Origin of the sequence: Mucilaginibacter flavidus, assembly GCF_024055575.1 — a bacterium.
Taxonomy (GTDB): Bacteria; Bacteroidota; Bacteroidia; order Sphingobacteriales; family Sphingobacteriaceae; genus Mucilaginibacter; species Mucilaginibacter flavidus.
In genome coordinates this window covers 115765-128402 of sequence record NZ_JAMXOE010000009.1, presented here as the reverse complement: position 1 = coordinate 128402, position 12638 = coordinate 115765, and the positions used below count along the sequence as shown (strand labels likewise).

Here is a 12638-nt window from a genome sequence, read left to right as displayed (position 1 = left end):
GGTAGTGGCGAGTAGAAAAGGGGCGTGCCATTAATTTAAGGCACGCCCTGGTTATGAACTATTTAACTGTCTTAAAACTTCGATCTGTTAGGCTAAACTGCCGCATTACCTGTTTAATTGACTGACCGCCGACGACATTGAGTGTACCGGTGGAAGTTTGCGGCGATATAATCACCCGTATCTTATTTATATTAAGCAGTGGCGAGGGCTGCGTGTTAACAGCGTTACTGATATTGCAGAATATACGTACGCTGTTCCCGGCAAGAGATGCGATTGCACGGAATGTATATGATTGTATGTTTGATGTACCTATAACATTGGTGTAAGGCAATTGTATCCATTGGTGTACCGATGTATCAGCCGGGTTAACAATTTGCGCATAAACCAGTGTCACACCGTTCCGTAGCGAATTATAAACAGAATCTGGTAATCTGAAAAAGGTTACGGAGTCGCCTATAAATCGCTGATGCCTCAATACAAAGCTCGTGGGCGGGCCTGCAGTTGCGTTACCATAAACGTTCCATTGCGGAAAGTCAAAGTCCGAAGTTTCGTACGCGACAGCATTCCCGCCGCTTCCCGGAGCACCTTTCAGCGATACGCCAGGACCCCAGCCATCCACGTTTTTAGGGCCATAAAACAGGTAGGTTTGCCTGTCAAGGTAAAAGTCACCTGCTTTTCCGGTTGCAGGGTCGGGCGCACCAAGGCCGCTCAATATCGTCGATCCATCGGCACCCGCAGCGCCGGTTGCACCCGTGGCACCAGTTCCGCCGGTAGCTCCTGTCGCGCCGACTAATGACGTCGGGCTTCCCCACCCCCCTGCAGTTTTAGGGCCATAAAAGGAGCGATTAGTTTTATCAAAATAATAATCGCCAATGGTACCTACGGCAGGGTCCGGAGCTCCTGTGCCGCTGTAGATAATGCTGCCATCAGCCCCGGCGGGGCCAACCGGGCCTTGCGCTCCCTGGGCTCCTTTCAGGAGCGTTCTTGTTCCCCAGCTTGATGCAGTTTTCGGCCCATAAAAGAAATATGTGCTCAAGTCAAGATAAAAATCTCCAACCTTGCCCATTGTAAGCGACGGTGGGCCGTTCCCGTTCAAAATCGTTGCTCCTGCCGCACCAGTGGCGCCCGTTGCGCCGGTGGCGCCAGTAGAGCCGGTTGCACCGGTGGCTCCCTGTGGCCCTACTAATGAGGTAGCCGCGCCCCATCCGCGTGCGGTTTTAGGGCCGTATAGCCCACCCGTAGCTTTATTGAAATAATAGTCCCCATTTTGGCCGAGCGTTGCGTCCGGAGCGCCATTGCCGCTGTAAATTATACTTCCGTCAGCTCCGGCAGGGCCAACTGGACCCTGCGGGCCTTGAGCACCGCGCAATAAAACGGGGGTGCCCCAGCTTGTATTTTTTGGCCCATACAATAAAAGATTTGTTTTGTCCAGGTAGTAATCACCAACTGCCCCTTGTGTATTTGATGGCGTGCCATTTCCGCTCAATAATTTACTGCCCGAGGCGCCGGTAGCTCCCGTAGCCCCGGTAGCACCGGTATTTCCTGTAGCACCGGTATTTCCTGTAGCACCCTGTGCCCCCTTGAGGCTAATTGGCGGATCCCAGCCGTTTGCAGTTTTAGGGCCATAGAGGTCGCCGGTGGAACGGTTCAGGTAGTAATCGCCAGGCAGACCCGTAGTTCCCGATGGAATTGTGTTACCACTATAAATAATTGAGCCGTCTTTCCCGGCAGGTCCGGCGGGGCCTGTAGTACCCGCCGGACCTTGCGGACCGGCCGGACCATCGGGCCCTTGTAACCCCTCCTTACTACATGACACGACCATGAAAGCTACTATAAATAACAGGAAAATGCTTTTGTAAATGTTTTTCATAACGCGATAGATTATTTGCAGGTGACAGCTTCCATAGGCCATGAACCGTAATAAAAGTAAGCTGCGCCGTCGCAGCGACAGACAAAACATAGACGAACGGCGGTTAATAATAGACGAAGGGATCCGGGCGGTAGAATAATAAGAAGCGAGAGGATGCTTAAGGACATTTACCTGCAGAAAAGTCAACTTTGAGAAATTGAAAAAGATTAGAGTTGTGGGATCAATTACTTCAGGGCCTGTGTTCCCGCCCGCTCAACGTTCCAATTTGATATACTATGCGCTCAAGCCGATCCTCCCCTAAAGAAAGGTATGCCTTGAGACTTTGTCTTTGCGCCATGCCGGGACGGGCTATGAAAGCTGCTTTACTTTTGTAAAGCGACTTTACCTGAGAAACAAAGAGTTGCAAGCAAAAAAAATGGGGCAAAAGTCCGATGTTCGACTTCTGCCCCATGCGAGATGGAAGGACTTCCAAATTTCTCCACGATTTATCGCTGATTTAAAACGGCTGGCAGATTTGCCGCGAAAAATGAAAGAAGATGAAGGAGGGTCTGACGCGGATAGAAGCAGCCTCCGAAAATGTCCAGCCTGTTGAAACTTACCCAGGCATCTCAGCTGAATTTCTCTTAATTGAAATATTCCGTTCAAGTCACTACTTGAGACCACATCATGCTATGATATCATCTTATTATATGATTAAAATCATATAACAATCATCAATGTATCCGCATTTTTGTGGAATGGAACTAAAAATTACCGCGCAAACAAAAATCAGCCAGCTGCTCGAAGTCGACCGCGACCTGGTTATTAAAACCCTGGTAAGTCTAAATAAAAAATTTTCAAAACTTAAAAATCCGGTACTGCGCAACCTTTTGGTGAAACGGGTCAGCATTGCCGACGCTTGCAAAATATCGAAAACTGAGATCGCGGATTTTATGTCGAGCATGACTGAGATCGGGTTCAAAGTGGCGGGTGATTGTGTTGCTGACACGGAATCGAACAACGTATCAGTACCCTTCCTGGAACCGCTCGATTATCTTGAACTTGACGTTCGACCGATATTAGCACAGGATAAGGACCCGCTCAAGGAAATATTATCTTCTGTAAAAGTATTAAAGACGGATCAGGGCCTGAAACTCATTAATTCGTTTGAACCGTCCCCACTGATCCACCTGTTAGCAAGTAAAGGATTTACGCATCGCGTTGAGCACGTCGATACTGATACGGTCATCACCTATTTCAACAAATCCGGGGATACCGCAACGGATGTACTGACTATCCCGGCAAGAGAACCTGCGATTGATGATCAGCAATTCGATATGCTGCTCGCAAGTTTTGTTCCGGAACAAATTAGCTATTTGGATGTGCGTGAACTCGAGATGCCAAAACCTATGCTTGCCATCCTGGAGCAAACCCCGAATTTGACTGCTGGACATGCGTTATTTGTTCACCATAAAAAGATCCCGGTATTTCTTCTTCCTGAGTTAGAAAAGCAAGGACTTCAATATATTTTTAAAACATTCGCGCCGGGCAATATCAACATGTTGATCTATAAAAAATGAGTTCAGTTAAACAGAATCCCGGGCTTTACAAAATAGTCGTGACCCATTACGTTTTCGCTGCATTTTGCTTTTTGATACTGTCTGTCATGATGCTATTTTCAGTAAACGCATTTACCGGGCACTATTTTCATCCGCAGATCTTAGCGATTACCCACATGGCGGCGCTCGGATGGGGAACGATGGTTATACTTGGTGCATCCTATCAGCTAATCCCGGTAGTTTTGGAAACCGAACTTTACAGCGAAAAACTGGCATGGATAAGTCTTGGCTTCTTTTTGCCCGGGCTGCTTGCCCTGGTCTATTCGTTTTGGGTATTTGTCCCTGGGGTTCACATGCAATGCGGGGCTGTTTTATTAATGCTGGCCGTCATCTTATTTACTGTTAATGTATACCTGACCGGCAAAAGGAAAAAACAACAGACCATACAGGAAGATTTTATTTTTAGCGCCTGCCTGTGCCTTTGTTTTACGGTGGCGTTGGGAACGGCCCTCGTTTTTAATTTTACAATCCCAATATTTCCGCAGGATCATCTGCATTTCCTGAAACTGCATGCCCACCTGGGGTTGGTCGGCTGGTTCCTGCTGATGCTTATCGGTGTAAGTTCAAAGCTGGTACCAATGTTCCTTGTTTCGTCGTACCAAAAAACCAGGCTGTTAACTGCAAGCTATTACCTTATCGTTATTGCCTTACTTCTTTTTTTGGTTGACTCCTACTTTTTTGGGCTTACTTTTAGGACCTATGTGATATTTGCTGTTGGCGCTGCGGGAATAGCCTGCTATTTTATGTTCATTTTAAAATGCCTGCGTTCACGGCTGCGAAAACATATCGACCTGCCGATGTTGAGCAGCTTTCTCTCTTTTATCCTGTTGAAGATCGCTATCATGATTGTGCCTTTTATCATCTATTTTCATCTTAAAAACAACCCTGCTACCGTCCGTTTTTCCGTGATTTACGGCGAATTTATGTTACTGGGCTGGATTACCTCGCTTATATTGGGCCAAACATTTAAAACCCTCCCTTTTATTGTTTGGGTAAAACGTTATGAACACCTCACCGGTAAGTTTAAAACCCCGATGCCTGCCGACTTGTATGCTAATAACTTACTTAAAGCACAAACCATTTCCTTCATCATATTCTGCCTGGCCTTTATGCCTGGTTGTTACTTCATGACTATCCCGCTTATATACATTGGAGTGGCTGCATTGGTGGTTACGGCAATATTGTATATAACCAACGTGTTTATTGTACTGTTTCATAAAACAATAACCTATGGCAAACTTTGATATAACCGACCCCATCTCCTTCCTTAAGGAGCAAATGATGGAAACGCTCAGGCTTGTAACCGATCCGGAACTGTATATTAATATCATCGACCTGGGGCTTGTCTATGGAATCGACATTGACGACTCCAAAAAGCTGGTGAACGTTAAAATGACCTTATCTTCCTCGTATTGTCCGATGGGCGAAAGTATAGTATCCGCGGTGAAAAATTGCATCGATGGACATTATGCGGGTTACGTTACTAGTGTTGCCCTTGTTTGGGATCCGGTTTGGTCTTACGATTGCATTACAGAAGAAGGTAAAAGATTATTGGGGATGTAATGAAATGGACGAAAAATCTTAACTATCCCCGATTGGCGATGTTTAACTTCATCGTGTTGAGTATTTTTGGGGTGCTGCTGCGGTACTTGCAGCTTTACGACCTTCCCTTAATTAATTACCAATTCATCCTTCATGCTCACTCGCACTTTGCCTTTTCCGGCTGGATGTTTTTTAGCATAGCCTTATTAATCGCCTTGTTATGCAGTGACTGTAAAATAGGGTCACATTTCAAAACTATACTTGTACTTACACTTATCAGTGCCTACGGTATGCTGGCCAGCTTTTCACTGCAAGGTTATAAACTGGTATCCATTGGTTTTTCAACTCTTTTTGTATTGGTGACATTTCGCTTTACTTACCTTGTTTTCAAAGGCGATTTGCTAAAAGATCGCGTGAACGAAACAGTGTACAAACTTATTCGGGGAGGTCTGATTTTGCTATGCCTATCCGCATTAGGCCCATTTGCGTTAGGTCCGCTGGCTGCTTGTGGCTTAAAGAACACAACGTATTACCAGGATGCGATCTATTTTTACCTGCATTTCCAAATGAACGGCTTTATGTTATTGGCCGCATTAGGGCTATTGGCGTCAACTCTGCCCGCCACACCGCTACCTGGTAGTGCGGGTCGATGGCTTATGCTGTTTATTTATTCCACCATACCACTTTATTTCATTTTCACATTATGGGGGAACCCCGGTACCGGCTTGTGGCTTTTGGCCGGCATAGGTTCCGGACTCAATTTGTTAAGCTGGCTGGCTGTATGTATCAACTTCAAAAGAAGCTGGAGCTGTTTTTCCTTTCTTGAAAAGGCAGCATTAATTGCCCTTACCATAAAATGTGTCTTCCAGACTTCAATATGCATACCTATAATAGGCGAGTGGACATTTCTTAACCGAAACCTGATCATTGGGTATATCCACCTTTTAACGCTGGGAATTATCATGCCACTACTGATCGGGCAGTTTAACAGGAACGGTTTTTTTAATGTTGTCAAAACTCTGGTTGTCGCTAGCCGTACATACATCTTTCTGGTGGTTGGATATCTCGGATTGCTGTTTACTCAACCGCTATTAACGGTATTTAATGTTGCAATACCATACTACCAGAACTTACTTTTTCTATGCTCCGTGTTGTTTCTACCAATCGGCTGGTTATTGCTTAGATATCTGAAAAAATATCGACCGACCACGTGATTTTAGTTTTTAGCGGCTAGTCTCCGAAGATTAAGGGTTCGAGCGCCTGGTTCTGATGCCGAAAGGCAGATATAAAGGGCAAAAACTAATCAAACTTGTAGCAATAAATATTATAGCAATTATTAACAATACTATCGCTAAAGTACCTGATATTAAGTTGGTATAATATAAAACCCCGATTGCTATCACGGCAAGTATGCGGATAATGCGATCGGCTGTACCCATGTTCTTTTTCATAACTCTAATTTTTTATTAAAACTAGTGCTTATAAGTCTGTGGCGTGGTAACAAATGTTACACAGTAAAGTGATGTTGGTTACAATCAGATCAGTCAAAATCATGCAGCAATTTGATCTCATTGCGGTATAGCAAGATTTTTCCATTATTCTCCAGGATCTTGAGCAGGCGGGAGATAACCACCCTGGAAGTAGCGAGTTCGTCAGCTATTTGATAATGAGAGGCTTTTATGACACTCGAACCTGACAGTCGCTTTTTTTCTTTTAAATAAGCGATGAGCCGGTCATCCAGTTTATGAAAGGCAATACTTTCTATGGACTTTAACATTTCGGAAAAGCGCTCATTAAAGCTCCGCATGATGTAGTTTTTCCAACTGGGATATTTGCAAAGCCATTCATCCAGTTTATTATGAGGGATGGCGACGATGGTAAGGTCACCTTCAGCAATTGCCTTCACTTCGCTCTTCTTTTCTTCCAGGCAACAACTATAAGCCATAGAGCAGGTTTCGTTACTGGAAAGATAATACAGCAAAATCTCGTTGCCGTTATCATCCTTCTTCAATACCTTCAAAGTACCCTTAACAACCAATGGCATCATACGGATATACTTGCCATAGTCCATAATGATGTCTCCGTCTTTAAATGAGCGCAGCTCACCAAATTCCTCAATCTCTTTACTCAGGGCAGGTTCAAACTGAAAAGCTAAATTGGCTGATTCATCCATACAGCTAAGTTAACAGTATTGGGCCACATTATTCCAGCTCCCGCCATTGATTAATGTTCGTAATTCCGTTTTGCCTGCCAGCTTCTGCCCCCGCTCAGCCAATATATTCATAGCATATTTTTTAATCGTGAAGTGGTTTGTTCAATTCCGGATGATAATGTAATCCAGGGGTCAACCAGTGTAGCAGGATAACTTTTGAATACCTTAAATTAAAAGGCGCCAGCAACCCCACTACTCCCAAAAGGATAATAATGTACAACCATGGATTGTCGCTCCCTGTAAGTATCGATGTTGCGACGGCCAAAGTCACAAGTTCGGCTACTATAAAGGCATAACTCACATACATAGCCGCATAAAAATACCCGGGTTCCCGTTCATACGTCAAACCACAATGCGGGCAATGGTCATGAATTTTCTGCCCGATTAAGCTGTATATCGGTTTGGTATAAATGTCGCCAACCCGGCATTTAGGACATTTGGCGTGAACAATAGCCGGCCACATGGTCAACTTTTTTTTCTTGATCTTTTCCATTTCTTTGATGGTTAATTTTAAACACCAACACACAAAGGTGCTTTGAATCTGCGTTCATCACGGTTACAATTGTTACATTTATTCTTTGACACCAGCCGCCTTCAGGATCAGTTCCAGCGGGCAAAATTTTGTGAAGGCTGATTGCAGTAAGTTAATGCCTACAAAAACACCCAGCCATAGCCAGTTAATATTTACAGTATATGCTAAAGCGATGCTGGCTAGCACCATCACGCCGGCAACGGCGCGTACTATTCTTTCTTTCATGATCTTTAAATTATAGGATTAAACGGATTTCTCAACAGGCATGACAAATGCCCTGACCGGGAAATTTTCTTTAAGGGTTTCGTTATACTCTCTAATCAGCGCCATACCGTGTTCAGCATTTGCTGCCGGGGTAAAGGTGAATATCATCATCGAATCAACCTCTTCACCACCGCTGGCAAACCAGTCTTCTAAAAGGTTCAAGGGCGCGCCATTCCGGTGCCCTGCGATTTCACTCGTGCTGAACACATCAATATTTGCTTGTTTAAATATCCGGGAAACATCGCCCAGGTATTCTTTTAGACAGGTTACTACCAATAGTTTCATGAGTTAGATTTTTTAGGGTTAAGTTTTGTTTTGCGCATCATTTTGAAGTATAGTAAAGGCACCACGATGAGGGTCAGGAAAGTGGAGGTAACCGTACCGCCCATTAGTGAGATCGCCAGGCCCTGGAAGATAGGGTCAAACAAAATGATCACCGCTCCTAAAGCAACAGCACCAGCGGTCAATAAAATAGGTGTAGTACGCACCGCACCAGCTTCGATGATCGCCTGCTTGAGCGGGATGCCTTCATCCAGCCTGATATTAATGAAATCAATGAGTAATATAGAGTTGCGGACCATCACGCCGGCCAGGGCAATAAACCCAATCATAGAGGTTGCTGTAAAATAGGCGTGCAGCATCCAGTGGCCCAATACGATACCTATGAGTGAAAGTGGTATCGCAGCCAGCATCACCAACGGCACCGTGAAATTCTGGAACCAGCCCACGATCAGGATATAGATCATGATGATCACAACGGCAAAGGCAATACCCAGGTCGCGGAACACTTCGAAAGTGATCTGCCATTCCCCATCCCATTTCAGGCTGTAATTATCCTCTAATTCCGGCTGATGCGTGTATTCCTCTTTCAGCGAAAACCCCTTGGGGATTGTTACCGTTTTTAAATGATCAGAAACGTCGGAGATCGCATAGGACGGACTTTCAAGGTTACCGGCCATATCACCCAGCACATAAACCACTTCTTTCTGATTTTTGCGGTAAATACTTTTCGGCTTGATCTGCCGGGTTACGGTAACCAGGTCCTTTACGGGTATGGCATTACCCTGTATACCCATCACTTTCAGATTCAACACATCGTCTATGCTGCTCTTATCCGCATCGCTTAATTGCAGCTTGATCGCTGTTTGGTTATAAGCGGCAGGCTGAGCAATATTACCGACCGCCATACCTGACAGGCCGGCATTAACCGTTGCAGCTATTTGCGCCGTGGCTATCCCATAACGCATGGCTTTTTCTTTATTCACTTCAATATGGTACTCGGGCTGGTCATCTTCTACCATCCAGTCCATATCCACCACATTAGAGGTTTTTTCCATCAAACCCTTCACCTGCCGGGCAACTTTGATCTGCTCCTTATAGTCAGGTCCATAAATTTCGGCCACTAAGGTTGACAGTACCGGCGGACCCGGCGGAACTTCAACGATCTTCGCGTTCGCGTTATATTTTCGGGCAATAGCCTGTATAGGGGCGCGCATTTCTTTGGCGATACCGTGACTCTGGATACTCCGGGCGCTTTTATCCACCAGGTTCACCTGTATATCCGCTACATTATCGCCTCTTCTAAGGTCATAATGGCGCACCAACCCGTTGAAACTAATCGGAGCTGAAGTGCCGATATAGGTCTCATAATTTCGCACGAGTGCCTGTCCGGACACGTAAGCGCCAATGTCTTTGGCAACCGCTTGTGTTTTTTCCAACGTGGTGCCTTCCGGCATATCGATCACTACCTGGAACTCATTCTTGTTATCAAAGGGCAGCATTTTAACCGCGACCGCTTTGGTATAGAACATCGACAGCGAGGCGAACAGGATCACCACAATACTCAATATAAAGGTCCAGCGTTTCCAGCGGGTTTCCAGTAATGGCTGAATGAATGCACGGTAGATTTTATAGATGCGCGTTTCTTCCAGTAATTTCGGTTTGCTTTCTTCGTGTGCCATGCCTTGATTTTCTTTCTCGCGCAGAAAAATGTAACCCAGGTATGGGGTTAAGGTCAAAGCCACGATCAGCGATAAGATCATAGCGATGGAAGCGCCGATGGGCATAGGACTCATGTAAGGCCCCATCATACCGGATACAAAAGCCATCGGTAATACGGCAGCAATTACGGTGAATGTTGCCAGAATGGTAGGATTGCCCACCTCATTAATGGCATAGATAGCAGCCTGCAGTGGCGGCAGCTTTTTCATCTTGAAATGCCGGTGCATGTTTTCGGCAATGATGATGGAATCATCGACCACGATACCCGTAATAAACACCAACGCAAACAGCGTGATACGGTTAAGCGTATAATGCATAAAATAATAAGCAAATAGCGTAAGCGCAAAGGTGACTGGTACGGATAGGAATACGACCAGGCCACCGCGCCAACCCATGGCCAGCATTACAAACACAGTTACAACTACGATGGCGATAAACAGGTGAAGCAGTAATTCACCCACCTTGTCTGAAGCGCTTTCGCCATAATTACGGGTAACGGTCAAATGCACATCGTTGGGCAAAAGGCTTGCTTTCAGATGTTCCACTTTACCAAGGATCTGTTCTGATAGTTTCATCGCGTCTGCGCCTTTCTTTTTGGCTATCGAAAGGGTGACAGCCGGGTAATTCGATTTAAATGCCCGGACGTTTTTGGTATCCGCTTTTCCATAACCAAACAGCACATACTGGTTCGGCGTTTCAGCGCCTTCGTCAACTTTGGCAATCTGTTTCAGGTAAACCGGCTGTTGCTGGTTAATGCCCACGACTAAATTGCCGACGTCATCTGAAGAGGCCAGGAAGTTCCCGGTCTCTACGGAAAAGGCCGTATCCTTTTGGAGCAGCGTACCGCCGGGCAATTGCATGTTACTGCCTTGTATTTGTTTACTGAGCGATAAAAAGTCCACATGGTTCTCCGCCATCTTGTTTTTATCCAGCAATACTTTTACCTCGCGGTTGCGGCCGCCGATGATGTTGACATCCGATACGTCGTTGATCTTTTTAACCTCATTTGCCAATTCCTGGCCAATTTGTTTCAGCTGGTAGTCGTCGTATTTATCGCTCCAAAGGGTTAAACCCAATACCGGCACATCGTCAATGGCCCTGGTTTTGATCAATGGCAGCGTAACACCCTGCGGCATTTTATCCATGTTTTTCATCAGCTCACTGTACAGTTTCACCAGCGAACGTTCCACATCTTCACCTACATTAAACTGCACGATAACCATCGCCTGTCCCTGCATCGAAGTGGAATACACGTATTCCACCCCCTTGATATTCGAGATCATTTTTTCAATTGGCGCCGCAACTTTGGTTTCCACATCTTTTGGTGAAGCGCCGGGGTACCCGATAAATATATCGGCCATCGGCACCTGTATCTGGGGTTCTTCCTCGCGCGGAATTAAGAACGTACTGTATCCGCCGATAAGTAAAAAGGCGATCATCAACAGTATCGTTAATTTCGACTGTATAAATGCCTTGGCTATATTTCCTGCAAATCCGTCTTTCATGTCCTTATTTTATTTTAACAGCTACACCGTTATACAATCTGCCTTCTGCGCTTACAATGAATTGTTCGTTTGCTGCCAGCCCGCTTAAAACTTCGACTTGATTGCCTTGTGTTCTGCCCAGCCTTACCCAGCGCAGCAGGGCAGTATGGTTACTGCCAATGGTGTACAAACCCGTTAACTGGTCTTTATATTCAATAGCTGATACCGGAACCATGATTTGTTCACTGGTATTAGCTGTTTTTACTATCTGTGTTACAGGGATAGTTACATTGGCATACATCCCGGCGAACAAGCCTTGCTTTTCATTATCGGGGATATTTACTTTGATTATATACTGGCCGCCGCTGCTTTGAGAAGACTGGGCGATCTGTGCTATTGTTCCTTTGATCGATTTATGAATAGCATCGATATTTATCGTCACCGGTGCATTTTCCTTTATCAAACTGATCTCACTTTCCGGCACCGACGCGCTCACCTGGTAACTGCCGCTTTGTTCAATGGTGAGCAGCGGCATACCGGGATTGGCCATACTGCCGGCGTCCATCATTTTCTGGGTAACCGTTCCGGCAAATGGTGCTGTCAAATTGGTATAGCTAAGCATCGCGTTCACTTCGTTCCGTTGTTGTTTCGCAGCTTCCAATCTTGCTTTGGCCGAACTATACTGTAGCGTAATATTATCCAGTTCTTTGGCCGAAGCGCTTTGTTGCTTATAGAGTGCATAAAAGCGGTCATAATCTTTTTGTGCGTTTTGTGCGGCTGCGTTAGCTTCTGCAATCATCGCGTCGGCCTGGGCCCGTTTCGCAAGGATATCGTCATTACTGATCGTTGCCAGTAATTGCCCTTTACCCACCCGGTCGCCCACTTTGACATTAATCTTTGTGATATAGCCCATCACCCTGGTGCTGATATTGGCTGTTTGACTGGCTTCCACCTGTCCGCTTACAGTTAATCCCTGTCTGGCATCGGCCGAGGGCCGGCTTACCGTAACCAGTACCGCAGTATCGGCACCGGTTTGCGTTTCTTTTTTTGCATTGGAAGAACAGGAACTGATAAGCAGTAAACCTATAGCTGTAAATAGCTGTAAAGCCCTGTTTTTATGGATAGGTAAGTTCAT

The 12638-nt window shown here is 45.6% G+C and carries 12 protein-coding genes; 4 read left to right on the top strand and 8 right to left on the bottom strand.

Annotated elements, in window-relative coordinates:
• Positions 1-58 precede the first annotated feature (58 nt).
• Positions 59-1870 (bottom strand): collagen-like domain-containing protein, encoded by a 1812-nt coding sequence (locus tag NAF19_RS15170; RefSeq protein ID WP_252790913.1) that lies wholly within the window; start codon positions 1868-1870, stop codon positions 59-61.
• A gap of 737 nt (positions 1871-2607) precedes the next feature.
• Here NAF19_RS15170 and NAF19_RS15165 point away from each other — a divergent pair.
• The 4 genes from NAF19_RS15165 to NAF19_RS15150 all read left to right on the top strand — a co-directional run bounded on the left by NAF19_RS15165 (position 2608) and on the right by NAF19_RS15150 (position 6224).
• A complete protein-coding gene (locus NAF19_RS15165; RefSeq protein ID WP_252790912.1) occupies positions 2608-3429 on the top strand; it encodes a DUF2249 domain-containing protein in 822 nt (273 codons plus the stop codon).
• Entirely contained in the window at positions 3426-4712 is a 1287-nt protein-coding gene (locus NAF19_RS15160; RefSeq protein ID WP_252790911.1) for a hypothetical protein, read from the top strand. Before NAF19_RS15165 ends, NAF19_RS15160 begins: the two co-directional genes overlap by 4 nt.
• On the top strand, positions 4699-5031 hold the full coding sequence (locus NAF19_RS15155; RefSeq protein ID WP_252790910.1) for a metal-sulfur cluster assembly factor: 333 nt from the start codon (positions 4699-4701) through the stop codon (positions 5029-5031). Before NAF19_RS15160 ends, NAF19_RS15155 begins: the two co-directional genes overlap by 14 nt.
• Positions 5032-5300: 269 nt before the next feature.
• On the top strand, positions 5301-6224 hold the full coding sequence (locus tag NAF19_RS15150) for a hypothetical protein (protein WP_252790909.1): 924 nt from the start codon (positions 5301-5303) through the stop codon (positions 6222-6224).
• 30 nt (positions 6225-6254) lie between these two features.
• On the opposite strand, the gene NAF19_RS15145 is transcribed toward NAF19_RS15150, so the two are convergent.
• From NAF19_RS15145 to NAF19_RS15115, 7 genes are all read right to left on the bottom strand, one after another.
• Complete coding sequence (locus NAF19_RS15145; RefSeq protein ID WP_252790908.1) at positions 6255-6461, bottom strand: YgaP family membrane protein; 207 nt, start codon at positions 6459-6461, stop codon at positions 6255-6257.
• Between the two features lie 89 nt (positions 6462-6550).
• The gene (locus tag NAF19_RS15140) at positions 6551-7183 is read right to left on the bottom strand and encodes a Crp/Fnr family transcriptional regulator (protein ID WP_252790907.1); all 633 of its coding nucleotides are present in this window, start codon (positions 7181-7183) and stop codon (positions 6551-6553) included.
• 121 nt (positions 7184-7304) lie between these two features.
• The gene (locus NAF19_RS15135) at positions 7305-7715 is read right to left on the bottom strand and encodes a DUF983 domain-containing protein (protein ID WP_252790906.1); all 411 of its coding nucleotides are present in this window, start codon (positions 7713-7715) and stop codon (positions 7305-7307) included.
• Positions 7716-7793: 78 nt separating this feature from the next.
• A complete protein-coding gene (locus NAF19_RS15130) occupies positions 7794-7979 on the bottom strand; it encodes a YgaP family membrane protein (protein ID WP_252790905.1) in 186 nt (61 codons plus the stop codon).
• Positions 7980-7997: 18 nt separating this feature from the next.
• Positions 7998-8303, bottom strand: coding sequence for a hypothetical protein (locus tag NAF19_RS15125; protein ID WP_252790904.1), 306 nt, complete (start codon positions 8301-8303; stop codon positions 7998-8000).
• Positions 8300-11524 carry an efflux RND transporter permease subunit gene (locus NAF19_RS15120; RefSeq protein ID WP_252790903.1) on the bottom strand — a complete coding sequence of 1075 codons (3225 nt, stop codon included), beginning with the start codon at positions 11522-11524 and terminating at the stop codon, positions 8300-8302. Before NAF19_RS15120 ends, NAF19_RS15125 begins: the two co-directional genes overlap by 4 nt.
• A gap of 4 nt (positions 11525-11528) precedes the next feature.
• Positions 11529-12638, bottom strand: coding sequence for an efflux RND transporter periplasmic adaptor subunit (locus NAF19_RS15115; protein WP_252790902.1), 1110 nt, complete (start codon positions 12636-12638; stop codon positions 11529-11531).

Coding starts and splice junctions, on each gene's coding strand:
- NAF19_RS15140 (WP_252790907.1), bottom strand. CDS start 7,183: ATGGATGAATCAGCCAATTTAGCTTTTCAGTTTGAACCTGCCCTGAGT.
- NAF19_RS15130 (WP_252790905.1), bottom strand. CDS start 7,979: ATGAAAGAAAGAATAGTACGCGCCGTTGCCGGCGTGATGGTGCTAGCC.
- NAF19_RS15120 (WP_252790903.1), bottom strand. CDS start 11,524: ATGAAAGACGGATTTGCAGGAAATATAGCCAAGGCATTTATACAGTCG.
- NAF19_RS15135 (WP_252790906.1), bottom strand. CDS start 7,715: ATGGAAAAGATCAAGAAAAAAAAGTTGACCATGTGGCCGGCTATTGTT.
- NAF19_RS15160 (WP_252790911.1), top strand. CDS start 3,426: ATGAGTTCAGTTAAACAGAATCCCGGGCTTTACAAAATAGTCGTGACC.
- NAF19_RS15145 (WP_252790908.1), bottom strand. CDS start 6,461: ATGAAAAAGAACATGGGTACAGCCGATCGCATTATCCGCATACTTGCC.
- NAF19_RS15170 (WP_252790913.1), bottom strand. CDS start 1,870: ATGAAAAACATTTACAAAAGCATTTTCCTGTTATTTATAGTAGCTTTC.
- NAF19_RS15155 (WP_252790910.1), top strand. CDS start 4,699: ATGGCAAACTTTGATATAACCGACCCCATCTCCTTCCTTAAGGAGCAA.
- NAF19_RS15115 (WP_252790902.1), bottom strand. CDS start 12,638: ATGAACTTACCTATCCATAAAAACAGGGCTTTACAGCTATTTACAGCT.
- NAF19_RS15165 (WP_252790912.1), top strand. CDS start 2,608: ATGGAACTAAAAATTACCGCGCAAACAAAAATCAGCCAGCTGCTCGAA.
- NAF19_RS15125 (WP_252790904.1), bottom strand. CDS start 8,303: ATGAAACTATTGGTAGTAACCTGTCTAAAAGAATACCTGGGCGATGTT.
- NAF19_RS15150 (WP_252790909.1), top strand. CDS start 5,301: ATGCTGGCCAGCTTTTCACTGCAAGGTTATAAACTGGTATCCATTGGT.